This window comes from Pseudoalteromonas phenolica, assembly GCF_044788725.1.
Lineage (GTDB): Bacteria > Pseudomonadota > Gammaproteobacteria > Enterobacterales > Alteromonadaceae > Pseudoalteromonas > Pseudoalteromonas phenolica_C.
The window spans coordinates 508,534-534,229 of record NZ_CP173161.1; the positions used below are offsets into that span (position 1 = coordinate 508,534).

Annotated in this window: 21 protein-coding genes; 17 read left to right on the forward strand and 4 right to left on the reverse strand. The window is 39.2% G+C overall.

All coding sequences use genetic code 11. The features are described from left to right. Positions 1 to 19 precede the first annotated feature (19 nt). From ACH784_RS02365 to ACH784_RS02440, 16 genes are all read left to right on the forward strand, one after another. Complete coding sequence (locus tag ACH784_RS02365; protein WP_404393224.1) at positions 20 to 1,285, forward strand: hypothetical protein; 1,266 nt, start codon at positions 20 to 22, stop codon at positions 1,283 to 1,285. A gap of 11 nt (positions 1,286 to 1,296) precedes the next feature. Further along, complete coding sequence (locus tag ACH784_RS02370; protein ID WP_404393226.1) at positions 1,297 to 2,400, forward strand: glycosyltransferase; 1,104 nt, start codon at positions 1,297 to 1,299, stop codon at positions 2,398 to 2,400. Between the two features lie 41 nt (positions 2,401 to 2,441). After that, positions 2,442 to 3,503 (forward strand): EpsG family protein, encoded by a 1,062-nt coding sequence (locus ACH784_RS02375; protein WP_404393228.1) that lies wholly within the window; start codon positions 2,442 to 2,444, stop codon positions 3,501 to 3,503. Positions 3,504 to 3,517: 14 nt separating this feature from the next. Next, complete coding sequence (locus ACH784_RS02380) at positions 3,518 to 4,417, forward strand: glycosyltransferase family 2 protein (RefSeq protein ID WP_404393230.1); 900 nt, start codon at positions 3,518 to 3,520, stop codon at positions 4,415 to 4,417. Next, positions 4,414 to 5,538 (forward strand): glycosyltransferase family 4 protein, encoded by a 1,125-nt coding sequence (locus ACH784_RS02385; protein ID WP_404393232.1) that lies wholly within the window; start codon positions 4,414 to 4,416, stop codon positions 5,536 to 5,538. The genes ACH784_RS02380 and ACH784_RS02385 overlap by 4 nt, the downstream gene beginning before the upstream one ends. Beyond that, positions 5,535 to 6,137, forward strand: coding sequence for a sugar transferase (locus ACH784_RS02390; protein ID WP_404393234.1), 603 nt, complete (start codon positions 5,535 to 5,537; stop codon positions 6,135 to 6,137). Before ACH784_RS02385 ends, ACH784_RS02390 begins: the two co-directional genes overlap by 4 nt. Then, complete coding sequence (locus ACH784_RS02395; protein ID WP_404393236.1) at positions 6,127 to 6,765, forward strand: acetyltransferase; 639 nt, start codon at positions 6,127 to 6,129, stop codon at positions 6,763 to 6,765. Before ACH784_RS02390 ends, ACH784_RS02395 begins: the two co-directional genes overlap by 11 nt. A gap of 34 nt (positions 6,766 to 6,799) precedes the next feature. Continuing rightward, a complete protein-coding gene (locus tag ACH784_RS02400; protein WP_404393238.1) occupies positions 6,800 to 7,978 on the forward strand; it encodes a DegT/DnrJ/EryC1/StrS family aminotransferase in 1,179 nt (392 codons plus the stop codon). 318 nt (positions 7,979 to 8,296) lie between these two features. After that, positions 8,297 to 10,255 (forward strand): polysaccharide biosynthesis protein, encoded by a 1,959-nt coding sequence (locus ACH784_RS02405; RefSeq protein WP_404393240.1) that lies wholly within the window; start codon positions 8,297 to 8,299, stop codon positions 10,253 to 10,255. A 200-nt stretch (positions 10,256 to 10,455) separates the two neighbouring features. Next, positions 10,456 to 10,584, forward strand: a complete 129-nt coding sequence (locus ACH784_RS02410; protein ID WP_404395165.1) for a four helix bundle protein — start codon at positions 10,456 to 10,458, stop codon at positions 10,582 to 10,584. Positions 10,585 to 10,879: 295 nt separating this feature from the next. Further along, positions 10,880 to 13,006: a YjbH domain-containing protein gene (locus ACH784_RS02415; RefSeq protein ID WP_404393242.1), complete on the forward strand. Its 2,127-nt coding sequence runs from the start codon at positions 10,880 to 10,882 to the stop codon at positions 13,004 to 13,006. A 327-nt stretch (positions 13,007 to 13,333) separates the two neighbouring features. Next, entirely contained in the window at positions 13,334 to 14,503 is a 1,170-nt protein-coding gene (locus ACH784_RS02420; protein WP_404393244.1) for a nucleotide sugar dehydrogenase, read from the forward strand. Positions 14,504 to 14,984: 481 nt separating this feature from the next. Further along, complete coding sequence (locus tag ACH784_RS02425) at positions 14,985 to 16,346, forward strand: MBL fold metallo-hydrolase (RefSeq protein WP_404395166.1); 1,362 nt, start codon at positions 14,985 to 14,987, stop codon at positions 16,344 to 16,346. A gap of 90 nt (positions 16,347 to 16,436) precedes the next feature. Next, positions 16,437 to 17,312 carry a UTP--glucose-1-phosphate uridylyltransferase GalU gene (gene galU / locus ACH784_RS02430; RefSeq protein WP_404393246.1) on the forward strand — a complete coding sequence of 292 codons (876 nt, stop codon included), beginning with the start codon at positions 16,437 to 16,439 and terminating at the stop codon, positions 17,310 to 17,312. Positions 17,313 to 17,782: 470 nt separating this feature from the next. Beyond that, the gene (locus ACH784_RS02435; protein ID WP_404393248.1) at positions 17,783 to 18,457 is read left to right on the forward strand and encodes a hypothetical protein; all 675 of its coding nucleotides are present in this window, start codon (positions 17,783 to 17,785) and stop codon (positions 18,455 to 18,457) included. Between the two features lie 348 nt (positions 18,458 to 18,805). Beyond that, positions 18,806 to 19,087, forward strand: coding sequence for a GIY-YIG nuclease family protein (locus tag ACH784_RS02440; RefSeq protein ID WP_404393250.1), 282 nt, complete (start codon positions 18,806 to 18,808; stop codon positions 19,085 to 19,087). A 166-nt stretch (positions 19,088 to 19,253) separates the two neighbouring features. Here ACH784_RS02440 and recG read toward each other — a convergent pair whose 3' ends face one another. Genes recG through asnC form a run of 3 tightly spaced genes read right to left on the reverse strand, consistent with a single transcriptional unit; the run spans position 19,254 to position 22,573 of the window. Beyond that, positions 19,254 to 21,341, reverse strand: coding sequence for an ATP-dependent DNA helicase RecG (recG, locus tag ACH784_RS02445; protein WP_404393252.1), 2,088 nt, complete (start codon positions 21,339 to 21,341; stop codon positions 19,254 to 19,256). A gap of 26 nt (positions 21,342 to 21,367) precedes the next feature. After that, positions 21,368 to 22,063: a tRNA (guanosine(18)-2'-O)-methyltransferase TrmH gene (gene trmH, locus ACH784_RS02450; protein WP_058031018.1), complete on the reverse strand. Its 696-nt coding sequence runs from the start codon at positions 22,061 to 22,063 to the stop codon at positions 21,368 to 21,370. 51 nt (positions 22,064 to 22,114) lie between these two features. Beyond that, complete coding sequence (gene asnC, locus ACH784_RS02455) at positions 22,115 to 22,573, reverse strand: transcriptional regulator AsnC (RefSeq protein WP_058031017.1); 459 nt, start codon at positions 22,571 to 22,573, stop codon at positions 22,115 to 22,117. 191 nt (positions 22,574 to 22,764) lie between these two features. Here asnC and asnA point away from each other — a divergent pair, with 191 nt between their 5' ends. Next, a complete protein-coding gene (asnA, locus tag ACH784_RS02460; RefSeq protein ID WP_404393254.1) occupies positions 22,765 to 23,760 on the forward strand; it encodes an aspartate--ammonia ligase in 996 nt (331 codons plus the stop codon). Positions 23,761 to 24,066: 306 nt separating this feature from the next. Here the strand turns inward: asnA and ACH784_RS02465 are convergent, their stop codons facing one another. Continuing rightward, a complete protein-coding gene (locus ACH784_RS02465) occupies positions 24,067 to 25,671 on the reverse strand; it encodes a DUF342 domain-containing protein (RefSeq protein ID WP_404393256.1) in 1,605 nt (534 codons plus the stop codon). Positions 25,672 to 25,696 lie beyond the last annotated feature (25 nt).

The window sequence follows — 25,696 nt, forward strand, 5'->3', positions numbered from 1 at the left end:
TAGCTAAAAGATATTGACTATGAAAAAAATTTTATTACTTACCAACTCATTTCCTCCAATAAACTCCCCTGCTACTAATAGGTATGTTTCTTTTGCTAAATATTTAACAGAGTTTGGTCATGAGGTCATAGTCATTACACCTAAATGGACTGAAAACAGCCGAAATTATCTTGAGCAAAAAACGGGCTTTATAACTAATTCAAATTTTACTGCGGATACGTTTCAAAATGAGTATCGAGTAGTGAAAGTTGAATTCAACGGAAGAGATTCATTAGGTGAAGCTTTTTTTGAAAAGCTGATAGCTAAGTGCACATTAAATTCGGGCTCTTATATTCTTGGAGATCTTAAAAAGAAAATGCTTAATAAGGTATTTTCAATTTGTGAAGCTGAAAATATAGATTTGATTATATCAGGAGGGTTACCGGAGTATTTGTCTGAGATATCCAGTAAAGCCTCTAAGAAGTATGATGTACCGTGGATTGCAGATTATAGAGATGTGATAGGGCAAGTATCAATTCAGGCAACTAATCAAATGGATTATTTTCGTCAGTTTTTAACTCGAGCACTGTATATTAGACGAGATAATCAGTATACAAAGAGTGCAATTGTAAAAACGGCTGCCGCACAAAAAATAGTCGATATTCTATGTGAACGAGGCAACTCATCGGTTCATTTAGTTATGAATGGATTTAATCCGAATGATTTTGTATTTGAATCTATCAAACAACAGGGTGATAAGTTCACAATCATACATGGGGGAACCATATACCCATTTCAAGCTCCTGAAGTTTTTTTAGAAGGTTTAAAGTTATTTCTAGAGTCTTCCCCTGAGTTAGCTTCTAAGCTGTCTGTTAAATTCTTTGGGCAAAGCTCTGATTTCATAAAGCCTATGATTAAAAGTTTTCCTTTTCCTGAAATATTTAAATTTTCTGGTTATGTAGAGAGAAAGACTTTATTAGAAGAAATTAAAAGTAGCGATTTAATTCTATTTCTATCAGTCCAAGAGAAAGGAATTACAACAAGTAAAATTTACGAGTGCTTGGCTTCCCAGGTGCGAATTTTATCTGTGCCAGGCGATAAAGACATTACGAGTGAAATGATACTGAAAGCGAATGCAGGGGGGGATGCTTCGACCCCTGAAGCAGTTAAAAATGAACTTAAAACGTTATTTCATGAATGGGAATGCGAAGGTAAATTGAAATCGAACGTGAACTTGGATTACATAAATCAATACTCCAGAAAAGAGCAGGCGAAAAAGCTAGCAGAAATAATAGACGCTTTGTAGGAGAAGCCATTTTGACTGTAGGAAAAGATGAAAAAAAGTTAAATATACTCGTTGTATATGCGGGAAAATTCGGCTTTCATGTTGTATCGTATTTCTTGAGTAAGTATGCTTCCAAGAAGCATAATGTTACATATTTAGGCTTAACTTTAGATCAGACTGGTGAGTCTTTATCATACCCAGGTGTAAATGTAAAAGAGCATACTTGTCAACCCGGTTTAAAGGGGCGTAAGGCTATGTTGAGTTTGTTTCGTGATGAAGTGAGCAATGGTGATTACGATGTCGTGTTTACCCAATATCTTGCGGGTATCTCTTGGTTAAAGCATCAACTGCCAAATCAAAAAATTATAGTAGACATCAGATCTGGATATTTACTTGCCAATCCTTTAAAACGTTATTTATTAAATACTTTGCTATGTAAAGAATCGAAATATTTGACGCCGAATGTGACGATAAACTCTAAAATACTAGGTCATTTTTTGGGGTTTAAAGATACTGAATTAACTGAGTTGCCTTTGGGCGCGGAGCCTGTTGATACACACAATAGAAACTTTGAGAAGCTTAAATTAATTTATGTAGGAACTCTATCGAAACGAAATATACACCTTAGCATTGAAGGGCTAAACAAGCATATTTCTGAAACCTCAGATCATGTTATAGAAAGCTATGATATTATTGGTTCGGGAAGCCCTGATGATGAGCAATTAATTAAAGATTTAATTGATAAATATGAGCTTCAATCTATTGTTACACTGCATGGCTACGTACCAAGAGAAAAAACAGGCGCCCTTTTAGAAAAGGCAAATATTGGTGTTTCGTTTGTTCCAATAACTCCATATTATGACTTGCAACCAGTTACTAAAACATTTGAGTTTTTATTGGCAGGTCTTCCCTTAATTGCAACAGCGACAACCCAAAATCAACAGCTCATTAGTGAAGATAATGGTGTATTAATTCAAGACACAGATTTTGGCTTTTGCGAAGGGTTGAAGAAAATCTCTTGCTTACGGAAAAGTTATAATTCTAAAACAATTCAGGAGCAGTCATTAAAGCACTCGTGGGAGAGGGTTATTAACGAACAATACCTTCCCTATATAGAGAAAGTTTCAAGTGTGTAGCCTATTTAGAAAGGCTTGCATAACAACAAATAAGTAAATACATGATAGTTTATTTTTCATTACTCACCTTTGTATTTTTATGCTCTCTTGCAATAAATCAGGGGCGCATTCTAAATAACATAATGTTCTTTTTGATTCTTGTGGCTATGGTATTAGTTCCGAGTTTAAGGGATGTCAGTGTTGGAAGTGACAGTTTTAACTATGTTTTGATTTTTGAAAAAACTCACACATTGAATGATGTTTTTAATCAAACAATGGAGCCTGGCTATTTAGCCATCGCTTGGTTAGCAAAGCAATTTGGTGAAAATTACATTTGGTTATTTGCTTTTACGGGTTTTATATGTGTAGCAGGCTTAGTTGGTGGTGTAAAAAGGTATTCACTATCACCTAATTGGTCGTTTTTTTTCATGATTGCCACAGGGTATTATACCTTTTTCTTCAATGGTGCTCGGCAAGGTTTAGCTTTAGCTATTACATTTTTTGCAATAGGCGCTTTTTATGAAGGAAAGTTTAAAAGGTTAATGTTTGTAGTGATAATAGCTAGTTTCTTTCACATAACAGCACTTGTCTTGATACCTGCGTATTTTTTGGTAAGGCGAGACTTTTCATTTAAGATCCTGGCTTATATTTTTGTAATTTCAGCGGTAAGCTCTTTATTTTTGAATGAATTGTTTTCTTTAGCAGGGAGTGTGGACGAGCGATTTTCAAAGTATGTTGACTATAATAAAGCGTCAGGCATGCTAACTGCGCTATACAATTTAGCCATAGCTTCGTTTTTTGTATTTATGTACCGTTTTATAAAAATACACACTCAAATGTATTCGGTTTTACTCAATTTGTTTTTAGTTGGGGTTAGTATATCAGTTTTCGCTGTTTTCAATGGTTTAGGGGCTTCAGGTATTGCAAGGTTGAGTATTTACTTTACGGTATCTTCAATATTAATTTGGCCAATTATTTTCCAAAGTATCAACTCTGTTAAAGTTAAAGTTGTGTTGCTTTTCGCTGTATTGACTTTCTATTTAGCATACTTTTATTTAACGACTTCAAATTTTAGTAATTTAGTACCCTATAAAGTGAATCCAGTAATTGAAAGCCTCATTTAATCGTATGGTGGAAAATGAACCAAATTAAAGTAACTATTGGTATACCCTTCTATAACCCTGGAGAGTATTTTCGGGAAAGTATAAAAAGTATACTTCTTCAGACTTATGATAATTTTGAGTTAATACTTTTGGATGATGGTTCTTCTGATGACTCGCTCTCTATTGCACAATCTTTTTCAGATCCAAGAATTAAAGTTTTCTCTGATGGTAAAAACTTAGGTTTACCTGCTCGTTTAAATCAAATCGTTAAGCTAGCTAGTGGTGAATACATAGCGAGAATGGACGCTGATGATTTAGTTGCTTTAAACCGTATTGAAAAACAGGTTAATTATTTAAACTTAAATCCTGAAGTTGATGTTGTTTCGACAGGGATGTGCTCCATTACGAATGCATGTCATGTAATGTCCGCAAGATTGCCAAATAAAGAAAAGAACTTAAATTTAACGTTAAATGATGGCATCAAAGGAGCTACAGAGATAGCTCATGCGACCATTATGGCGAGGAGAGAATGGTACTTTAGAAATTTATATGATGAAAAAGCGAAGTTGATGGAAGATTATCAGCTGTGGATCGATGCCTTGGTAAAAAATGACTTAAAAGTTGGCTATATTCGTGACCCTCTTTATTTTTATAGGGAAGAAAGCTCGATACAATTTGCTAAGGTTATCTCGGCTTATAAAAACCAAAGGCAAGTAATTAGCAAAAAATATAAAAATAAGGTTTCTTTAAAAGTAAAGTTTCTTTTTTATCTAACAATAGAGATAAAAATATTGGTAACTCGAATCTTCCATGCGTTAGGCATTATGAATAAGTTGATTTCTGTAAGGAATCGAGGAACATCGCAAAAAGATGATTTACATCAATTTGTAAGTAGGGAAATTGACAAAATAAAAAGTTTTAAAGGACAGTTATGAGAAATAAAGTCGCTTTTATTACTGCCTCTCCCATGACTGTGAAGGCATTTTTGATACCATTTATCACAGAGTTAGCAAAGCGCTATGAGATACACGTTATTTCAAGCTGGCAAGGCAATGAAAGCTTTTTGCCAGAAGGTGTGAAAATGGTAGATTTTCCAATCAAAAGAGAGCCTTCTATTTTCGATGATCTTTTATCACTGGTTCAGTTAATACGAATATTGAAAGCTGAGAAATATGACATAGTTCATAGTTTTACCCCTAAAGCTGGCTTTATTGGTCAAATCGCTTCGTTCTTGTCAGGTGTTAAACTCAGGTTTCATACATTCACTGGTCAAGTGTGGGCTACTCAAACCGGTTTGACGCGATTTTTTTTGAAATCATTAGATAAGATAACTGCTTTTTTAGCTACTTCAGTGCTTGTGGATAGCCCTTCTCAAGAGAGTTTTTTAATAGAAAATAAAGTTGTATTGCCTTGTAAAAGTCAAGTTTTAGGTCAAGGGTCAATTTCAGGAGTGAACCTCTCCAAATTCCAATACTCTCAGGAGAAAAGCGACAAAATACGAAGTAAATTGCAGCTCTCAGGTGATGAATTTGTTTTTTTATATGCTGGACGTTTAAAAATAGATAAAGGAGTTCCTGAACTCTTAACCGCTTTTAAGAATGTTGCAAAAAAAATTCCAGCTGTACTAGTTATAGTAGGTGCAGATGAAGATGGTCTCTTACCAGAAGTGAATAAAACTGAAGGCGCTATTTTTTGCGGTTTTAGTGATGATATTTCTGCTTACTTTTCTGCTGCTGATTTACTTTGTTTACCAAGCCATAGAGAAGGATTTGGAAATGTTGTTATTGAAGCTGCTGCGTGTGGACTTCCAACATTAGCTTCTCGTATTTATGGGTTATCAGACGCTATTGTTGATAATGAGACTGGTATTTTACATCAAGTCAAAGATGCAAAAGATATCGAATTTAAAATGTTAAGCTTATGCCAAAATAAACCTCAACTTGAAATGATGAGTGAACGTGCACTACAGCGTGTCTATAGTGAATTTTCTGAGCATGTAATAGTAGAGGAGTTTATTAAGTTTTACGAGCTGCAAGAAAGGAAACTGCCTAAATGATCAAGCGATTATTCGATTTTTTAGTGGCTTTGTTTGCCTTGGTAGTCTTTTTGCCTGTTTTACTAATATTGATACTCATGGTGAGGTATAAACTAGGTTCTCCTATTTTATTTACGCAGACTCGACCTGGTCTTAAAGGGCGCTGTTTTGAAATGATGAAATTTAGAACAATGCTTGATGCTAAAGATGAAAGTGGGAATTTACTCCCTGATTCTGAAAGAATGACAAAATTTGGTGCGTTTTTGAGATCTACTAGCTTAGATGAGTTACCTGGATTATTTAATGTCTTAAAAGGTGATATGAGCTTAGTGGGCCCGAGGCCTTTGTTAGTTCAATATTTACCGCTTTACAATAGTGAGCAAGCCAGACGTCATGATGTTCGGCCAGGTATTACTGGCTGGGCGCAAGTAAATGGAAGAAATGCAATTAGTTGGGAAGAAAAGTTTAAGCTGGATGTTTGGTATGTAGACAATCGCAGTTTATTTTTAGATTTAAAGATTCTCCTACTAACTGTAAAAAAAGTTTTTATAAGGGAAGGGATTACATCTGGCGAGCACGTGACAATTGAGCCATTTAAAGGAAGCAACCATGAAAAGTAGCGATGCTACAAACCTTCATATATTAGGGGCTAGCGGACACGGAAAAGTCATTGCTGATATTGCCGAGCTGTTAGGTTATTCAGTTTGTTTTTATGATGATGAATACCCCAAAAAAACTACTCTCGAGTGTTGGCCTGTTGTAGGAACCAGTGAAGATATGCTTTCTTTAGAAAGGGGAGCCTTAGTTTTTGTGGCAATTGGAGATAATCAAATAAGATCTGATAGGTTACTTAAATTGTTAAATAAAGGTCTTAAATCTCCAATTTTAATACACCCAAAAGCTTATGTTAGTACAAGGGCATTGTTAGGTGAAGGCACTGTTGTGGCTGCCAATGCTGTCATCAATGCTTTCACACATATTGAAGTTGGTGTCATTATAAACTCTGGTGCAATAGTAGAGCATGATTGCCATATAAAAAGCTTTGCTCATATCTGTCCAGCGTCTTCATTAGCTGGGAATGTTACTGTTGGTGCTAAAAGTTGGATTGGCCTAGGTAGTAAAATTAATCAGCAGCTTAAAATAGGTGAGAATAGTTTAATTGGCTCTGGTAGTACCGTTGTAAGAGAGTTACCAGATAATATAGTTGCATATGGTTCACCAGCGACAATTAAAAAAGTAAAATTTTAAGTACTTCTGTGCACAAAAAGTAATTAGGAATATTATGTTAAACACACCCTTTTCTCCATGGCCTAGTTTTACTCAGCAAGAAGCTGATGCTGTTAGTCGTGTAGTTTTATCAAATAAAGTTAATTACTGGACAGGAACAGAATGTCGCGATTTTGAAAAAGAATTCGCAGCATGGTCAGATTGTGAATATGCTGTTGCTTTAGGCAACGGTACACTTGCATTAGACATTGCATTGAAAGCGTTAGGTATCGGAGAAGGTGACGAAGTAATTACAACACCTCGTACATTTTTAGCATCGGCAAGTAGTATAGTAACGGCTGGTGCGGCTCCCGTATTTGCTGATGTAGATTTAAATAGCCAAGCGATTACAGCTGAATCAATAAAGGCAGTGCTAACACCTAAAACTAAAGCTGTAATTGTTGTTCATTTAGCGGGTATGCCTGCAGAAATGGATGATATTATGGCTTTAAGTGAACAGCATGGTTTTTATGTAATAGAAGACTGCGCTCAGGCTCATGGGGCAAAATACAAAGGCAGATCTGTAGGTTCAATAGGTCATGTTGGCGCTTGGAGCTTCTGTCAGGACAAAATCATGAGCACAGGCGGCGAAGGTGGTATGGTGACTACTAACTCAAAGAAGTTATGGTCTAAAATGTGGAGCTACAAAGATCATGGGAAGAGCTTTGATGCGATTTATAACCGCAAGCATCCTCCTGGTTTTAGGTGGCTACATGAAAGCTTTGGTACCAACTGGCGTATGACAGAGATGCAGGCTGTAATAGGTCGAATTCAGCTAACCTTTATGGAAGATTGGACTTCAAAGCGTCAACAATATAGTGCTGAGCTAGACAAAGTAGCAAGTCAGTTTGATTTTATTCGTTTGGTTAAAGTACCAGATTATATTGTACATGCAGAGTACAAGCATTATATGTTTGTTAAGCCTGAGCGGTTAGTTGAAGGCTGGAGCCGTGATCGTATTATTGACGAAATAGTTGCTCGCGGTGTGCCATGTTATCAAGGTAGTTGTTCAGAGGTTTATTTAGAAAAAGCGTTTGATAATACACCTTGGCGACCTGTTGAGCGTTTAAAGAATGCTGTTGAGTTAGGTCAGACTGCGCTAATGTTTTTGGTGCACCCCACTTTGACAAAGGTTGAAATAGCAAAAACTACTGAAGTTATGGAAGAGGTCTTTCAGTTGATTCAAAAAAGTTAGATCATGAACGAAATACAGTGCTCTAGCAAAATAAAATTTTATTAGTGCAGAAAATCAAGCGCGTTGTGATTTAGTAATTACAACGCGCTTTTTCCATCAAATTATTACTTCGTTCGTCAACTACGGCGATGGGTTTTGATTGATTGTGCTTTTAAGCTAATACTTATGGTACAGATGATGAGCTTGACGTTATAAAACCACAATAGCGTGTTTATTTAGAATTCTCAAATGACAGTAGTTGAAAATTTGTGTATATTTGTTACTTATAACTAAATCATTAGTCAATGTGATTGAAATTTGTTAGCTCAAGGATTTACAGTGGATAGTTGGTTCCGTTCTCTTCTTAATGCGTCACGTTCTAAAAAGCGCCTTCTTACTCTTTTAATCGATTCAATTTTTATCTTTAGTGCTTTTTGGTTGGCTCTTATCGTCAGGCTTGATAGTTTATCGCCATTTTTTGAAATCAAGAATTGGTTTATTTTATCTCTGTTGCTACCCGTTAGTTTATTTGCATTTATTAATCTTGGCCTTTATCGAGCCGTCTTAAGATATGTTGGCGCGCATGCAATAGGGGCTATTTTGGTTGGTACAGTAATTAGTACTGTTGTTTTAGTTATGGCATCGTTTTTTTCTCATGTTTTTATCCCTCGAACTATGCCGATCATTTACGCTTGGTTGCTTATCTTGTCAGTTGGTGGCTCACGCATTATGGTGCGTGCAATGGTTGGGCGTTTGGCAACTGTGAATAAAACGCCGGTTGTTATTTATGGAGCTGGTTCTGCAGGGCGCCAATTAGCGCCGGCAATTGGTGCAGGCGATGAATATTATGTGAGTGCGTTTATAGACGATGACAAGTCTAAGCAAGGTGCAATTTTGCAAGGTATTCCTGTTATTGCATTCAGTAGTATTTTTAATCTAATTGAACGGAAAAAAGTAAAAAAAGTTTTATTGGCAATGCCGAGTGAAAGTAGAGTTCGTCGTAAAGAAATTCTTGCTCAGCTTGAAAACCTATCGGTAGAAGTGATGACTATCCCAGGTATGGCAGACGTTGTTGAAGGTCGTGCTACGCTTGATGAAATTAAAGATGTTGAAATTGAAGATTTGTTAGGTCGAGACCCTGTAGCACCTAAACAAGATTTATTGAATGCCAATATAAAAGGCAAGTCTGTGATGGTCACAGGTGCTGGCGGTTCTATAGGCTCGGAGTTGTGTCGACAAATTATTAAACAGGCTCCCACTAAGCTTGTTTTATTTGAATTAACAGAGTTTGCGCTTTATTCGATTGAAAAAGAATTGAATGAAACAATTAAAGCGCAAGGTCTAGACATAGAACTTATACCTATTATGGGCTCTGTACAGCATATTAATCGATTAGAGACTTGTATGATAGCATTTGGTGTGCAAACGGTTTATCACGCAGCAGCCTATAAACATGTTCCACTAGTTGAGCACAACGTTGTAGAAGGTGTCAGAAATAATGTGTTTGGTACCTTTTATGCAGCTAAAGCTGCAATTAATGCCAAAGTGGAAACTTTTGTTTTAGTCAGTACAGACAAGGCTGTGCGCCCAACGAATGTGATGGGTACAACAAAGCGTATGGCAGAGTTATGTTTGCAAGGTCTTGCTCAGAATAAAGAAAAAGGAAAGCACATAACCCGTTTTTGCATGGTGCGCTTTGGTAATGTGCTTGGCTCATCAGGTTCTGTTGTGCCTTTGTTCAGAAGGCAAATAAAAGAAGGTGGGCCTATTACGCTTACTCACCCTGATATTACGCGATTCTTTATGACCATTCCAGAGGCCGCACAGTTGGTAATTCAGGCTGGTGCCATGGGTAAAGGTGGCGATGTGTTTGTGCTTGATATGGGCGAATCTGTAAAAATTAAAGATTTAGCCACAAAAATGGTGCATTTGTCGGGCTTGGAGCTTAAAACTGAGTCTAACCCGCATGGTGATATTGAAATTAAATGTACAGGCCTTCGACCTGGCGAGAAGCTTTATGAAGAGTTGCTAATTGGCGATAACGTTGAAAATACAACGCATGAGCGAATTATGACGGCTAAAGAAGTTATGCTTCCACTTGCTGAGTTAAATGTGTTTTTAGAAGCGCTCGATATTGCTTGCCATAATTTTGATCATGAAAAAATTCGTCAATTGCTTCTGGATGCGCCGACAGGTTTTAACCCTACTGATGGTATCTGTGACTTGGTATGGAATGCGAAAATTTCGCAATCCGAAGTTTTGGGTGAAGTTGATAGTAAAGTGGTTAGTTTTAAATGAGGCAGTTAGCGAGTTAGCTAGATGCGAGTTAGTTTGGTAGTTCTCATTTAGTTTTTTATTATCAGGGATTGATATGAGGTTTGGAGGAGTGGCGTCGCTCACTGGCTTTGAGTTTTTCAGTTTATAAGGCTTTTAAGCTACCCAAAGAATATGGCTTGAAAGACTAAATAACTCGCTCTAGTTTATCTATACCTTCTAATATAGCTGAAGGTTACGAACGAGTCACTGCAAAAGGTTGTGTTAAGTTTTTATCTTATGCGAAAAGGAGTTGTGATGAATTTCGAACTCAGCTCTATATCGCTAGAGAAATAAATGAGCTTTCTCTTTAGCATGCTAACTTGTGAATAGAAGAAACTGAACAATTATCAAAAATGACTGGTGGACTTATGAAATCCATGTATAAAAATATTTGATCGCAAACTCGCAAACTCGCAAACTCGCAAACTCGCAAACTCGCAAACTCGCAAACTCGCAAACTCGCAAACTCGCAAACTCGCAAACTCGCAAACTCGCAAACTCGCAAACTCGCAAACTCGCAAACTCATTCTTTCCGCTTACCGCTTTCAATGTTATATTGCTGTTTAGAATTCTGGATTAAATAATAACCGCTTGGACCTTGGATTTATGTCTAAATTACTCCCTTTGCTTGCATCTGGCTTTGTTGCTGTCGCTGTGCCTAGTTTTGCAGAAGAACCATTAAAAACTTACCGTAACTTTACCGGATTCACCGGTTTAATTAATACGACTAATGCTGAGGTGTTGGAGTCTGGCAGTGTTGATATTAGTCATAATAATATGTTGGATTTTCGTGGTAAAGAGTATGTTGATGGGCATAACTTCGCTTTTTCGGCTGGCTTATTTGATGGTTTAGAAGTAACAGGGTTTATTGCCTCTAACACTATTCACGATAATTTGTTCAGTGCAGAAACAGATGGGCAAGTACGAGATTTATCTTTCAATGCAAAATATCAAATTCCATTTATCCCTCGAGAGTGGTTTAGTGCAGCAATAGGCAGTAAAGATGTTGGTGGTGCTGCGAATCAATATCGAACTCACTTCGCTGTTGCTTCAAAAGAGCTATGGAATTTTAGGTTCTCACTAGGTGTCGCGAAAAGTGATCATGCAACGGGTATGATGAATGGAACCTTTGGTGGTATTGAATGGGTGCCATTAGATTGGTTTGCCTTGCAAGTTGAGCATGACGCCGAAGCGGTTAATGCGGCTGCTCGTTTAACAGTGCCAAAAGAGTGGTTATTCGATTTGGGTGAATTAACCTTTACGAGCCGTTTTTATAGCAATACCGATTACTCTGAGAATGACAGTACATATTATGGCGTTAACTTCACAATGCCACTTTCTAGCCAGGCGCGTAAAAATTATAAAGAGATTAAACCAGCGCCAGCGCTTGTAGTTGCTAAAAACTCTGAGCCTTCGGATTTATCGAAACCAAGAAAGTTTGAAGTTGCCCAAGCGGCTGTTAGTGCAGCAAGTCAAAATAATACTCACATTTCTGAAAAAAATTCGACTAAGTCAAAGGTTTCTTTGAGTAGCCAAGTTCACCGCTTGAAGCTTGCACTTATTGAAGATGGTTTTGAGAATATTAGTATTGGTTTTAACCAAACTCCAAGTGTTGTAGTCAAGTTTGAAAATCGAGTGTTCAATCGTAATGACATTGATGCATTAGGCGTTGTTATGGGGCGCATTAGTGAATTTGTTACTCAAGAACATACGCGCTTTTTAGTTCAGTTAGAAAAGAGTGATATTGGCTTATTAAACATCCAAGGCTCGGTTGAAAATTATCGTCAGTTTGTAGTAGAAGGTACTAGCCCTGACTTAGATATTCGTCAAGGTGATGTTGCGACTCCATCAGGCATGATGTGGGTGGGTAACACAGCAGAGCAAAGTCCATATTTTCTTCCAAGAGTCAGCTTTTCTCCTGCGTTGTCTTCTACCTATGCAACTGAGCTAGGTGTTTATGATTTTTCTCTGGCGCTTCGTGCCGATGTAGAAGTACCGCTTTGGAAAGGTGCGGGTGTTAACGTGACTATGCAAAAAGTCGTGGCGAATACCGACGACTTTGAGAAGGGCGATTCTTTTGAAGGGCGTCGTTTAAAAGGTGGTGTTGATCAGGCGGTGTTTTATCAGGCTGTTGAGTTGCCATTTAATATTTATAACCTAACTCAAGTAGGTTTGTTTAGAGAGTATTACGATTACTATGGCGTTATAAACGAGACTACTTGGGTAAGCCCAGATGGACGCCATCAGGTCAGTGCCAATATTGGTAAATTTGAGTACCAAGATTATGATTTTACCCGTGATTATTATGTGGGTGAATATCAGTTTAATTGGTCTGAGCAAGATATAACTCTGCATGCAAGCATGGGTAAATTCTGGGGCTTAGATAAGGGTGTTAAAGTAGAAAGTCGTTTCTGGTTTGGCGATAGCTATATTGCGGTTTATGCAGCAGAAACTGTCGCGCAACAAGTTGGTATTGCTTTCAGTATTCCATTAAGCCCGCGTAAAGATATGGCGGTTACTCCTTTTGGCCAGGTTAAAGGTAATGAAGCTTGGCGTCATAGTGTTTCAACGCGAATCGGTGAGTCTCATAATGCTTTAGTTAGCAAACAAGCTTACGTACCCTATACGCGTATTAACATGTCGCGCACTTTCTTGAATCAAGGTCGTAATTCGAGCAGTTATGTGTATGCTAATCTGGCCAGATTAAGAGAAGCGTATTTAACGTTTAAGTGAGTTGAAAGTTAGAAGCTAGAATTGCTGAGTTGGCGAGAGTTAATTTAGCTAGTAAATATTAAGAAGCGCGGTGTGATGTAGTAATTACACCGCGTTTTTTATTTGTTGTGGAGATCGTCATTTATGGCGACACATTTGGGGTTTGTGTGTGTTTTGTTAACCTCAACTTGTGCGCCTGCTGTCACCCTGAACTTGTTTCAGGGTCTAAGAACTCAATAATCGATTCCGAAACAAGTTCGGAATGACGAGATTTTAGGAAAACCTAACTAGCTGAACTGATGACTTTTTCTATACTTACTATACCTCTGCGTAATTAATGGAATTACTATGGTAAAAATCACGGTTGTTGGTACAGGGTATGTTGGGCTTTCAAATACTTTATTGTTAGCAAAACACAATAAAGTAACAGCTTTAGATATTGATGAATCTAGAGTTGAAAAGCTACGGAATCGGCAAGCTCCTTTTGCTGACAAAGAAATTGAATTGGTATTGGCACAACGCGAAATAGAGTTTGTTGCTACAACGAACAAAGTAGCGGCTCTAGAATCAGCAGAGTATGTTGTTATTGCAACTCCCACTGATTATGACCCTGAGACAAACTTCTTTAATACCTCCACGGTAGAATCTGTCATTGATGATGTAAAAGCTATTAATCCCAACGCTGTTGTAATCATTAAATCTACGGTTCCAGTTGGCTTTACTGAAACAATGAAAGCTGAGAAATGCTGGGGTAATATTATTTTCTCCCCTGAGTTTTTGAGGGAGGGCAAGGCTTTACTCGATAATTATTATCCCTCTCGTATTATTGTTGGTGAAAAGTCTGAGCGTGCGCAAAAGTTTGCAGCGCTTCTCAAAGAGGCTGCATTAAAAGACGAAGTTAAAGTGTTGCTCTTACCTTCTACAGAAGCCGAGGCGATTAAGCTGTTTTCGAATACTTATCTAGCTATGCGAGTCGCATATTTTAACGAGCTTGATAGTTATGCTGAGTCTTTTGGTTTATGTTCTAAGGAGATAATTGAAGGTGTTGGGTTAGACCCTAGAATAGGTGAACATTATAACAACCCCTCTTTTGGTTATGGCGGCTATTGTTTACCTAAAGACACAAAGCAACTATTAGCTAACTATGAGATTGTGCCTAATAACATGATCAGAGCAATTGTTGACGCAAACCGTACTCGCAAAGACTTTGTTGCTGAAAGCGTTTTGAAATTTAAACCTAAGATAGTTGGGGTTTATCGTCTGGTGATGAAAACGGGGTCAGATAACTTTAGAGCTTCAGCTATTCAAGGAATAATGAAGCGGATAAAAGCAGAGGGAATTGAAGTTGTAATTTATGAGCCTACTCTAACAAGTGAAAGCTTTTACAACTCTAGGGTTGTGAAAACACTGGATGAATTAAAAGAAAAAAGTGATGTGATCTTGTCTAATAGAATGGTTGATGAGTTAAAAGATGTTGAGCACAGAGTGTATACCAGAGATATTTTTGGCTGTGACTGATATGACGAGAAACAATGAGTTAGCGAGATAAAAGTTAGCGAGTAAATATTACGAAATGCGGTGTGATGTAGTAATTGCACCGCGTTTTTATTTTTTATATAGATCGTCATTTATGGCGACATGTTTAAATTTTTGTCGGGCTAAAGCCGCTACCTTAGGCTCAATTTTTCACAAATATGCGCTATTCGTCACCCTGAACTAGATTCAGGGCCCGCTAATTAAACTATAAATTTCCAAACAAGTTCTGAATTGCAGGGTTGTAGGCGCTGGTTTACCCTGCGCTATATTTTTTGAGCGACGTAAAGTTGACGCCTACAGGGGGGAATTGTCGCTCTGAATTTGTTGTTTTCATGTCCCCCTGAATTTATTTCAGGGTCTATAAATGCTATTTACCCATCTAACTAATTAATTTAATGTGTTTTGTTAATGTGACTAACACGAATCAAATAAAGGATTTACTATACCAAATGGAAACGGCGAAATTATTATTAAGCATCATGGTGCCACGCAAGGAGTTACAGGTTCTTGTCATGAGCTCGTTGTAAGCGAACAATCGAGTATTTTAATAGATTGTGGCCTGTTTCAAGGTAAAGAAGCGCGTGACTCACTTAATATAGAGTTTGATATCGCGCACATTGATGCTCTCATCGTTACCCATTGTCATATAGATCATGTTGGGCGTATTCCATATTTGCTGGCAGCAGGATTTAATAAACCCATTTATTGCTCTCAAGCTTCAGCTAAACTTTTACCGCTTGTTATTGAGGATGCTTTAAAAGTTGGTGTCACAAGAGAGCAAAGCTTAATCAATGCTTGTCTAAAATTACTTGAAAAGTTAATCGTGCCAATAGAGTTTAACCAATGGTTTTTGCTTAAACTCAATTGTGATGCTAACGCAAAAGTAAGACTTCAGCGCGCAGGGCATATTTTAGGTTCAGCCTATGTTGAAATTGATGTTGGCGAAAAATTAGAGTCTAAGCGCGTTGTTTTCTCTGGTGATCTAGGCGCGCCTCATACACCTTTATTACCATCGCCAAAGCCGCCATATAAAGCCGATGTTTTGGTGCTTGAATCGACTTACGGTAATAAAAACCATGAGGGACGCAAACAACGCACTAAAAAATTGCAACAAGTCATTGAAAAGGCGGTGAGTGATAATGGCGTGGTGTTAATACCCGCTTTTAGTATTGGCAGAACCCAAGAGTTACTTTATGAGTTAGAGCAAATCATCCATAACGCGTCAAAAAAGTCAGTCTGGCATACAATTGAGGTCATTATCGACTCTCCAATGGCAGCTAATTTCACTGAGTTTTATTTAGAGTTTAAAGTAATGTGGGACTCTGAGGCTAAGCGCCGAGTAAAGCTTGGGCGTCACCCATTAGACTTTTCGAGCGTAGTGACAATTGGGTCGCACAAAGAACATATGGCTGTTGTAAATTATCTTAAATCTAGAAAGAAGCCAGCTATAGTAATTGCTGCTGGTGGTATGTGTAATGGTGGTCGTATAGTTAATTATCTCGAAAAGTTTCTTATTGAACCCACAGCTGATGTATTGTTTGTAGGTTATCAAGCCGAAGGGACGTTAGGACGAGATATTCAGCACTATGGACCACGGGGTGGGTATGTGTTTATTGATGAAAAGCGGATAGATATTCGAGCGGGTATACACACAATAAGTGGCTATTCTGCACATGCAGATCAAGAAGGTCTGATTCGATTCACGAAGGCAATAAAAAAGCCGCCTAGTGTCATAAAGCTAGTGCATGGTGATATCGAAGCAAAGAGTGAACTAAAGAGTAAGCTTGAGCATATTTTGTCTAATTCATCCGTAGAAATAGGTTAATAAGTGTTGAGATTTTCATTTATCCAGAAAGCCCGTTAAAATGTATATTAACAGCTGCTATTTGCGGCGAAATAATAGATTGGACGAATTATGAAAGCAGTTATTCCTGTTGCGGGTCTTGGTACTCGTATGCTCCCAGCAACTAAAGCAATTCCTAAAGAAATGCTCCCAATAGTAGATAAGCCTCTTATTCAATACATTGTAAAAGAGTGTGTTGCTGCAGGTATTAAAGAGATAGTGTTAGTAACGCACTCTTCAAAAAATGCCATTGAAAACCATTTCGATACCAGTTTTGAGCTTGAAGCGACGTTAGAAAAACGCGTTAAACGTAAGTTGTTAGATGAAGTTCGTGGTATTTGTCCTGAAGATGTGACGATTATGCATGTGCGTCAGGGTGAAGCGAAAGGCCTTGGTCATGCAATTATGTGCGCGCGTCCAATTGTGGGTGAAGATGATTTTGTTGTTGTTTTACCTGATGTTATTTTAGATGAATACTCGGCAGATCAAACTCAAGAAAACCTAGCGGCGATGATTCAACGCTTTAATGAGTCTAAATCTAGCCAAATCATGCTAGAACCAGTCGCACTAGAAGACGTTTGCAAATACGGTATTGCAGATATTAATGGCGCAGAGCTAAAAGCGGGTGAAAGTGCACCAATTAAAACTATGGTAGAAAAGCCTGCTGTGGAAGAGGCTCCTTCAAACCTCGCGGTTGTTGGTCGTTATGTTTTGTCTAAAAATATTTGGCCATTACTGAAAAAGACCCCGATTGGTGCGGGTGGTGAAATTCAACTTACCGACGCTATTGATATGCTTATGGAGCAAGAAACGGTAGAGGCGTTCCATATGAGCGGTCGTGTTCATGATTGTGGCGACAAAATGGGTTACCTTAAAGCAATTGTAGAATATGCAATGCGTGATGAAACTTTAGGCGAAGAGTTTACTAAGTTCGTAAAGAGTCTTTAGCTTATCGTTATAGTTTAAATCTAACTTATTTGTTAGCTTTAGGCTGATTTATTTCATTTAAAATTTTTAAGCGCGAGCTGATTAACAAGCTCGCGCTTTTTTGTGCGCGACATAAAGTCGGCGCCTACAGGTTTTACGTTAGCCATAACTTGTTACATAGCCTACTAGCTAAACAATAGATTCCGAAACAAGTTCGGAATGACGAGGCTGAGATTAGTATTTTAGTTGTCACCTTGAACTTGCTTCAGGGTCTATAAACCAAATTATGGATTCCGAAACAAGTTCGGAATGACGAAGTTGAGGTTTGTATTTGAGCTGTCACCCTGAACTTGTTTCAAGGTCTATAGGCCTAATTTTAAGTAACATTCATTCCTATAAAGCCGTTAATTTTAAAATTGGTGGTTTATCTTTTTAATAATCTCTTTAAACTTATAGTGTTTCTTATTTCAAAATAAGGTTACCGTAAGTCTATGAAAGTACACCTTGGTCGTCGCGCATTTTCAGCTATGGAATTACATACTTTGTTCCATGGTTATATTTACGGTGATGAAAAGCAAAAGCGTGAACAGCCAAAACACTGGCACTTTTGGTTACCTCTCATTGCCTACTATACCGGTGCTTATAGCGATGAACTTGGTAATTTAACCCTTGATGATGTGATTAAAATAGAGGGCGTGCATTGCTTTAAATTTACGACCCACCAGAAAATTCAATCTAGAGTGGTACCTATTCATACTGCACTATGGCAAGCAGGATTAGAACCGTATTTAGAGTTTGTAAAAAGCCAAGACGAACAGCGCTTGCTGTTTGACCTGCCAGCTAAAACAGGACGTTACAGCGAAAAAGTACGTATTTGGTTTTCTGGTGAAGGCAAGCGATTAGGGTATTTACAAAAGTGCGATATACCAAGTATTGACCAGCAAGGTCATAAAACGTCTGTGAGTAGCTTGCGTTTGAACTTCGAGCAGCAAATTCGTATTTCAGCCATTCAACACTTAAACAAACCTGCATTTCATTATTTATTGGGCCTAAAAGATAACGACCTATTAAAAGAGCCCTCCCCTCAGTTATTAAAAAAGATCATTGCACCAGTAAGGGTGATCAATTCATCTGTGCGTTGGCAGCGTTTTTTAGAAAGGCATTGAGCTTATTTAGTGTATCAGTTATTAGTCACCCTGAACTTGTTTCAGGGTTTATGAACTAAACCATAGATTCCGAAACAAGTTCGGAATGACGAGGTTGAGATTGGTGTTTTAACTGTCTCCCTGAACTTGTTTCAGGGTTTATGAACCAAACAATAGATTTCGAAACAAGTTTGGAATGACGAGGTTGAGATTAGTATTTTAGTTGTCACCTTGAACTTGCTTCAGGGTCCATAAACCAAACAATAGATTCCGAAACAAGTTCGGAATGACGAGGTTGAGATTAGTGTTTTAACTGTCTCCCTGAACTTGTTTCAGGGTCTATAATTGTTATTTTGAAAGGAATTCAAAATGTCAACAGCTGTATATATTCTTGCCTCCAAACCAAAAGGTACTCTATACATAGGTGTTACTAGTAATTTAAAGCAGCGCATCTATCAGCATAAAGCACACCTAATCGAAGGATTTACTCACAGGTCTAATGTGTGCCAATTAGTATATTTTGAACTATTTGAAGATATGTATCATGCAATCTCTCGTGAAAAACAACTAAAGAACTGGCATCGACAATGGAAGATAAACCTGATTGAACAAAAGAATCCAGAATGGTTAGACTTATATTCAAATTTTTAGAGACAGTTAAGATCAAGTGTCATGGTTTGAATAATTATATCTGGCTAAATTAGCTTCTGGATCAATTGACCAAACAATAGATTCCGAAACAAGTTCGGAATGACGGGGTTGAGATTAGTGTTTTAACTGTCACCCTGAACTTGTTTCAGGGTCTAAAAGCTAAAATTTAAGCCATTGCTAACTCTGACTTACCACCTAACCAGCGAGCGACCAGTGGTTTCACCGTATCAGGCTGTTGCTGCATCAATGTAAAAGCCAGTACGCGAACTAGTGGTAACAAGTGCTTATCACGAGTTAGGTCTGCCACTTTAAACTCGGCTAAGCCGGTTTGTTTTGTGCCAAGCACCTCACCAGGGCCGCGAATTTCTAAATCCCGCTCAGCAATCACAAAACCATCATTGCTGTCTCTCAGTACCCCTAGGCGCTTTTGCGCAGTGACAGACAGTGGCGCATGATACAGTAATAGGCAATGCGATGCGATGGCACCTCGGCCAACACGGCCTCTTAGCTGGTGGAGTTGGGCTAATCCTAAGCGTTCAGGGTTTTCGATAATGATTAAACTGGCATTGGGGACGTCGACTCCAACTTCAATCACGGTTGTCGCTACTAACACATGGAATTCACCAGCTTTAAAAGCTGCCATGATCTCTTGCTTTTCTTGCGGTTTCATTCGGCCATGGACTAGGGCTATTTTTAATTCTGGCAGTAATTCTTTTAATTGTGCAGCGGTGTCTTCAGCAGCTTGGCATTGTAAAACCTCAGATTCATCTATAAGCGTACAGACCCAATATACTTGGCGCTGATCTTCTATACAGGCACTTTTCACCCTTTGTATCACTTGCTCACGGCGTGTATCTGGCACAGCCACAGTGGTGATTGGCGTGCGCCCCGGAGGGAGTTCATCAATGACCGACGTTTCTAAATCTGCATAAGCGGTCATAGCTAACGTACGCGGGATAGGTGTGGCGGTCATGACTAACTGGTGCGGGTAGCAGTTATCAAATTTACCCTTTTCTCTGAGCGCTAAACGTTGATGCACACCAAAGCGGTGCTGTTCATCTATGATGATCAATGCCAGATTATGAAATTCGACTTGTTCTTGGAAAAGCGCGTGGGTGCCGATCACCATCTGGGCTTTACCAGAAGCGATGCTTTCCAGTACTTGTGTACGCTCTTTGCCTTTGGTTTTGCCACCTAACCAAGCAGTTTCTACACCTAAGCTGCTGAACCAATTTTTAAAACTAATGCCATGCTGCTCAGATAAAATTTCAGTTGGGGCCATTAACGCAACCTGATAACCCTTGGCAATTGCAGTCAAAGCACTGAGCGCGGCAACTAAGGTTTTACCAGAGCCCACATCACCTTGGACTAAACGCATCATAGGGTAAGGCTGCTGTAAATCTTGTTTTATTTCTGCTACGACGCGACTTTGCGCATTGGTTGGACTAAACGGTAGCTGAGCTAAAAATTCAGGTTCGAGTTTATTCGTTGGCGGTAAGGACACCGCTTGCACCGCCTGACCTTTTTGGCGCAGTTGTAATAAACTGAGGTTTTGCGCTAACAGTTCTTCAAATGCTAAACGCTGCTGCGCGGGATGCTCTCCCAATTCAAGTAAACTTAAGTCGGTGTCTTGAGGTGGCCGATGAAGTTGTAATACCGCATCTTTTAAACTCAGTTGATTCGGGCGATATTGCTGCGGTAAATATTCTTCTAAATCGTATTTATCTAGTAAGTCGAGTGCTTTGTTGGCAATACTACGAATGCTCAGCTGCTTTAGGCCTTCGGTTGTAGGGTAAACAGCGGTTAGGGTTGCGAGGTTCGGATCTTGCGGCTCTGTTGGGCAACTGCGAATGTTGTATTCTGGATGTGCCATTTCAAGCCCAGCTCGCCCCCGCCTTACCTCTCCGAAACATCGGATGATCTTGCCGGGTGACATGGCATTCTTTTGTGCAGCATTAAAATTAAAGAAGCGCAGCGTAAGCCTACCCGTTCCATCATTTACGTGGCAAACCAACATGCGACGTTTACCGAAGGTAATATCACTGTGCTCAATTTCAGCTTCAATACTGACATGAGTATGCGGCATTAACTCATTAATCGTATAAGTGCGAGCGCGGTCTTCGTAGCGAAGCGGTAAATGAAATAGCATGTCTTGCACAGAGGTAATGCCTAATTTAGCTAAACGTTCGGCAACTTTAGGCCCAACACCTTTGAGCTCAGTGATCGGGTAGTTGGCTAAATTAGGACTCGACATACTATTCCTTAATGACTTTTATATGACTACTTTTGTTTGAACTTAAGCGTGTTCCAAAACGCTTCATCTGCGACAATTTCACCTTCATCATCGAGTGCAGGATAAGGTAAGCCTTTCTCCACACAACGATTCGCAATAATAGGATGGCAGCCTTCAAACAAGAGTTTGTGTTTAACCTCAGCATCTAACATATCGTTGCGATCGTAAAGGCCTGCTTCTTCACGCTGTCTTTGTGCTTCATATAAAATCAGTGCTGCAGCTACCGATACATTGAGTGATTGCACCATACCAGCCATTGGAATAACAATGTGCTTGTCGGCATGGGCAAGTGCTTTGTCCGAGATACCTAAACGTTCTTGACCCACGATCACAGCCGTCGGCTTGGTATAATCAATTTCGCGGAAATCAACGGCTTCATCACTGAGATTGGTTGCCAACAATTGAATGCCAGGGTTTTGTTCGCGGATAGCAGCAACCGCCTGATCAATATCATCATGCATGTGGGTCTCAACCCAGTTTTTACTGCCGCCAGAGGTGTTGTTGGTTAAGCGACGTTGATCTTGTGGCCATACAGCATGTACATGGTGGCAGCCTACAGCGTCAGCTGTGCGCACAATGGCAGATAAATTATGATGTTTATGTACTTCATCTAAACATACCGTTAAGTCGGTTTGGCGTCTGTCTAAAACCTGCTTTACGCGATGAAAACGTTTATTGTCCACGGTTACTACTCTAATTCTCAAAATTGCGCCGATTATACGCGTTTATCGCGCTTAGGGCATTACTTCACGGCAAATTGGGTTTTGCAATGAAATCAGTGTTTCAGTCGATTGAATGGCTTCTATGGTTTGTATTTTATTGATCAGAACATCTTGTAGGTGATCGATTGAGCGCGCCATGACTTTAATAAAAATACTGTAGTTGCCTGTGGTGTAATAGGCTTCTACCACTTCATTAAAGCCTCTTAGCTGTTCAATGGTGCTCGGGTAGTCACCCGCATGTTTTAGATTAACGCCAATAAAACAGCACACGTCATAACCAAGTTGCTTTGGGTCTATGGTGACTTGCGTACCAAGTATGATCCCAGCTTGTTTCATCTTCTCAACTCGAACATGAATGGTACCCGAACTCACGGCAAATCGTTTTGCTAATTCGGCATAAGGTGTACGCGCATTATCCATTAATGCGTGCAAAATCGATTTATCGAGATTATCGATCTGATAATTTTCCATGTTTTTAAAGACTCATAATTTATGAATCATTAAAATTTACCTGAAATTTTTAATGAAAAACATAGCATAAAGGTATTTTTGTTATTGGATCTTGTTTTTATGTTCGAATTTGTTGACGATGGATTTAACAGCACAGAGCGAGCTGGGTTGCAGACTCCGTGTAATCGAATATTGGGAATGAGGAACCAAATATGAAAACAAGTTATCTAGAAACACAAAAGCAGATCAGTGCCGTGAAACGTTTTTTCTCGGAGCAACTAGAAAGCCAGCTTGGCTTGTTAGAAGTTCAAGCGCCTATTTTGGCTAAAGTAGGCGACGGCATTCAAGATAACTTGAGCGGCACTGAAAAAGCGGTTTCGGTGAAAGTAAAAACATTACCTGAAGCGAGCTTTGAAGTGGTGCATTCACTGGCTAAATGGAAACGCAAAACTTTAGGTGATCATGGCTTTGCTGTTGGTGAGGGGCTATACACACACATGAAAGCGCTGCGTCCTGATGAAGATAAGCTATCGCCGATTCACTCTGTCTTTGTCGACCAGTGGGATTGGGAAAAAATCATCTGCGCTGACAGTGAGCGCTCTCTAACAAAGCTAAAATCTACCGTTGAAACATTATTTTCAGCCATTAAAGCAACTGAGAAAATGGTGGCAAGCGAGTTTGGTTTAACGCCATTTTTACCAGAAAAAATTACTTTTGTGCACAGTGAAGAACTACGCCAAATGTATCCTGACTTTACTGCTAAGCAGCGCGAAAAAGCCATTGCTCAAGAATATGGTGCGGTATTCTTAATTGGCATTGGCGGAGCATTAGGTGACGGAGAAATTCATGATGTGCGTGCGCCTGACTATGATGATTGGTCTACAGCCACTTGTGATAAGTATCAGGGTTTAAACGGCGATATCCTGGTTTGGAACCCAGTGCTTGAAGATGCATTTGAGATCTCCTCTATGGGTATTCGCGTTTGCCCTGAGTCGTTAAAGCGTCAGTTAGCGATCACTTCAGATGATGCGCGTTTAGAGCAAGATTGGCACCAACAGCTGGTGGCGGGAGAAATGCCACAAACCATAGGAGGCGGTATTGGTCAATCACGTTTGGTGATGTTAATGCTACAAAAACAGCATATTGCACAGGTGCAAGTGGGCGTTTGGAGTGATGAGTTAAAACAGCAAGTTGAAGGTGTGTTGTAAGTTCGGTAGCACCGACTTTACGTCGGGTTTTGTTTAGCTAGCGATTTCTGAGGGTAAAGTTAGCAAGTGATGAGAGTTAATACACTCTAAACTGTAGGCGCAGGTTTACCCTGCGCTTTTTTGTGTACGACATCAAGCCGCTGCCTACGGGCTTAGAATATATTTAAGAGTCTATTTTGAGTTAACTTGGCCGTAGTTATGGTGACATGTTTTAAAGGTTGTCGGGCTAAAGCCGCGACCTACAGGTGTTGAAGGGTCGTTTGGTATATCGTTATTTATGAACTAACTAACAAACACAAATTGAGTTTAAAACTCAATCTTGACCTCATTCTCTATAAGCTTGGCTGTGCAAGGAGGGTATTGTCTTTGTGTTTTATAAACGCGATCAAAAATATGGATCTCGACGTCACTGTTTAAGGCTTTATTTACTGTTAATAGGGTATTGTCGAGTAAGTCATGTAAGTGGTGATCTAACTCGCTGAGCTGCTTTTCTAGTTGTTCAGCTTGTTGACAATAATGTTGCTGAGTTGCCAAAATTTTCTGCATGATTTCTTTTTTCTTATCAGCATCTTTTAAATGGTCTGCTTTTTCTACCGCTTGCTGAAGGGCGTTTAGCTGCTCTTCAACGGCACTCAGCTCTTTTACACATTCATCCGTTTTTTCAGTTAAAGCCATCCCGCTGCGGGCCAAGAAAATATTCATTTTGGTACCAGATGACGTACCAATCTCGCCAGCAATGACTTTTTGGGCATCGATAATTTCACCACCGATCAGCTTTCCATTTGGTTTGTCACCATCACCAATGGTAATAGTATCAAATGCTTTTAAGTCACAGTGGTTGCTTTGTTTATGTACAGTAATGTTATTTGCTTCAAGGTAAGCATATTGGCCGTGAGAAATCTCAATATCGCCACCGGCAACTAATTTGCAGGTCAGTCCTTCATCGTTATGTTGGTGATCGAGGTGGCCAATCACAGCTTGTTTAACTTCTATGTTACCTTTAGTTTGTATTTCGGCCGATTCCACGCTGCCTAAAATAGTCACGTCACCTTTGGCGATGATTTTCATACCTGGTGCAACGCTTTTGCTGACGATCACACTGCCATCAAATTCAATGTGACCACTCTTTACACTAACTTCATCAATAGTAAAAACATCATCAACTCTTAAACCGTTATTGATTTCGCTCGGGCACCCCGACAGTGTTGCAATCAATTGAAGAGGGTTTTTAGATGAGATTTCGGTGCCTTCCCCGGCTGTTAATTGAAAAGTATCACCAGGCTTAGCTGGTAAGGTTTCTCCTAAAACGTTAAAACCATCAGCACCGTTTGTGGCGGGAATTTGTGTTGCTAACAATGTGCCTTTTTCAACACTTGCTAGCGCACCAAAGTCACGCATGTCGACGCTACCATCTTCACGAAGTTTTGGCTGTTTTAAGCGTTGTTTTAAAGTACAAACATGCAATTTTAACGTGGCAGGATCGCCGTTGGTCGGCAATCTTCCCTGTGCGAGCATTTCAGATACTTCTTCGCCAGGTTGAGCTAGATGCTGTTTTTTGAGTAGGTTTTCTAGGTAAGCGTTTTTAAAACCTCTTGTAACGCCTGCAGCGACGAGTGCTTTTTTTGCTTCATCGAGAGAAATAGCCGAGCCACCATAGGCAACGGTTATCGTGCCAATGGCTTGCATTTTGTCTTCGCAGATATCAACCTTAAATATGGCATCACGTTTAATCGCAACAGCCAGTATTTTTTCGGTTTGATCGCCTTTGAAATACGCTTTAATACTATCGTGATCGACTTCACATTGCGCAAATGGCGACTGCTTTAAGGCATCAAGAATAAAGCCTTCGCTCGGAGGCGCGGCTTGAGCGATGTCCATTAAAATTTTACCATTATGTGCAAGTTTAAACACGGTACCCACCTTATAAAGCTAAAAT

What these genes read in the sequence shown, in the direction of transcription:
- asnA (WP_404393254.1), top strand. Translation starts at nt 22,765, where the DNA reads ATGAAAACAAGTTATCTAGAAACACAAAAGCAGATCAGTGCCGTGAAA.
- ACH784_RS02400 (WP_404393238.1), top strand. Translation starts at nt 6,800, where the DNA reads ATGTTAAACACACCCTTTTCTCCATGGCCTAGTTTTACTCAGCAAGAA.
- asnC (WP_058031017.1), bottom strand. Translation starts at nt 22,573, where the DNA reads ATGGAAAATTATCAGATCGATAATCTCGATAAATCGATTTTGCACGCA.
- ACH784_RS02415 (WP_404393242.1), top strand. Translation starts at nt 10,880, where the DNA reads ATGTCTAAATTACTCCCTTTGCTTGCATCTGGCTTTGTTGCTGTCGCT.
- ACH784_RS02375 (WP_404393228.1), top strand. Translation starts at nt 2,442, where the DNA reads ATGATAGTTTATTTTTCATTACTCACCTTTGTATTTTTATGCTCTCTT.
- galU (WP_404393246.1), top strand. Translation starts at nt 16,437, where the DNA reads ATGAAAGCAGTTATTCCTGTTGCGGGTCTTGGTACTCGTATGCTCCCA.
- recG (WP_404393252.1), bottom strand. Translation starts at nt 21,341, where the DNA reads ATGTCGAGTCCTAATTTAGCCAACTACCCGATCACTGAGCTCAAAGGT.
- ACH784_RS02420 (WP_404393244.1), top strand. Translation starts at nt 13,334, where the DNA reads ATGGTAAAAATCACGGTTGTTGGTACAGGGTATGTTGGGCTTTCAAAT.
- ACH784_RS02385 (WP_404393232.1), top strand. Translation starts at nt 4,414, where the DNA reads ATGAGAAATAAAGTCGCTTTTATTACTGCCTCTCCCATGACTGTGAAG.
- ACH784_RS02435 (WP_404393248.1), top strand. Translation starts at nt 17,783, where the DNA reads ATGAAAGTACACCTTGGTCGTCGCGCATTTTCAGCTATGGAATTACAT.
- ACH784_RS02395 (WP_404393236.1), top strand. Translation starts at nt 6,127, where the DNA reads ATGAAAAGTAGCGATGCTACAAACCTTCATATATTAGGGGCTAGCGGA.
- ACH784_RS02440 (WP_404393250.1), top strand. Translation starts at nt 18,806, where the DNA reads ATGTCAACAGCTGTATATATTCTTGCCTCCAAACCAAAAGGTACTCTA.
- ACH784_RS02365 (WP_404393224.1), top strand. Translation starts at nt 20, where the DNA reads ATGAAAAAAATTTTATTACTTACCAACTCATTTCCTCCAATAAACTCC.
- ACH784_RS02380 (WP_404393230.1), top strand. Translation starts at nt 3,518, where the DNA reads ATGAACCAAATTAAAGTAACTATTGGTATACCCTTCTATAACCCTGGA.
- ACH784_RS02390 (WP_404393234.1), top strand. Translation starts at nt 5,535, where the DNA reads ATGATCAAGCGATTATTCGATTTTTTAGTGGCTTTGTTTGCCTTGGTA.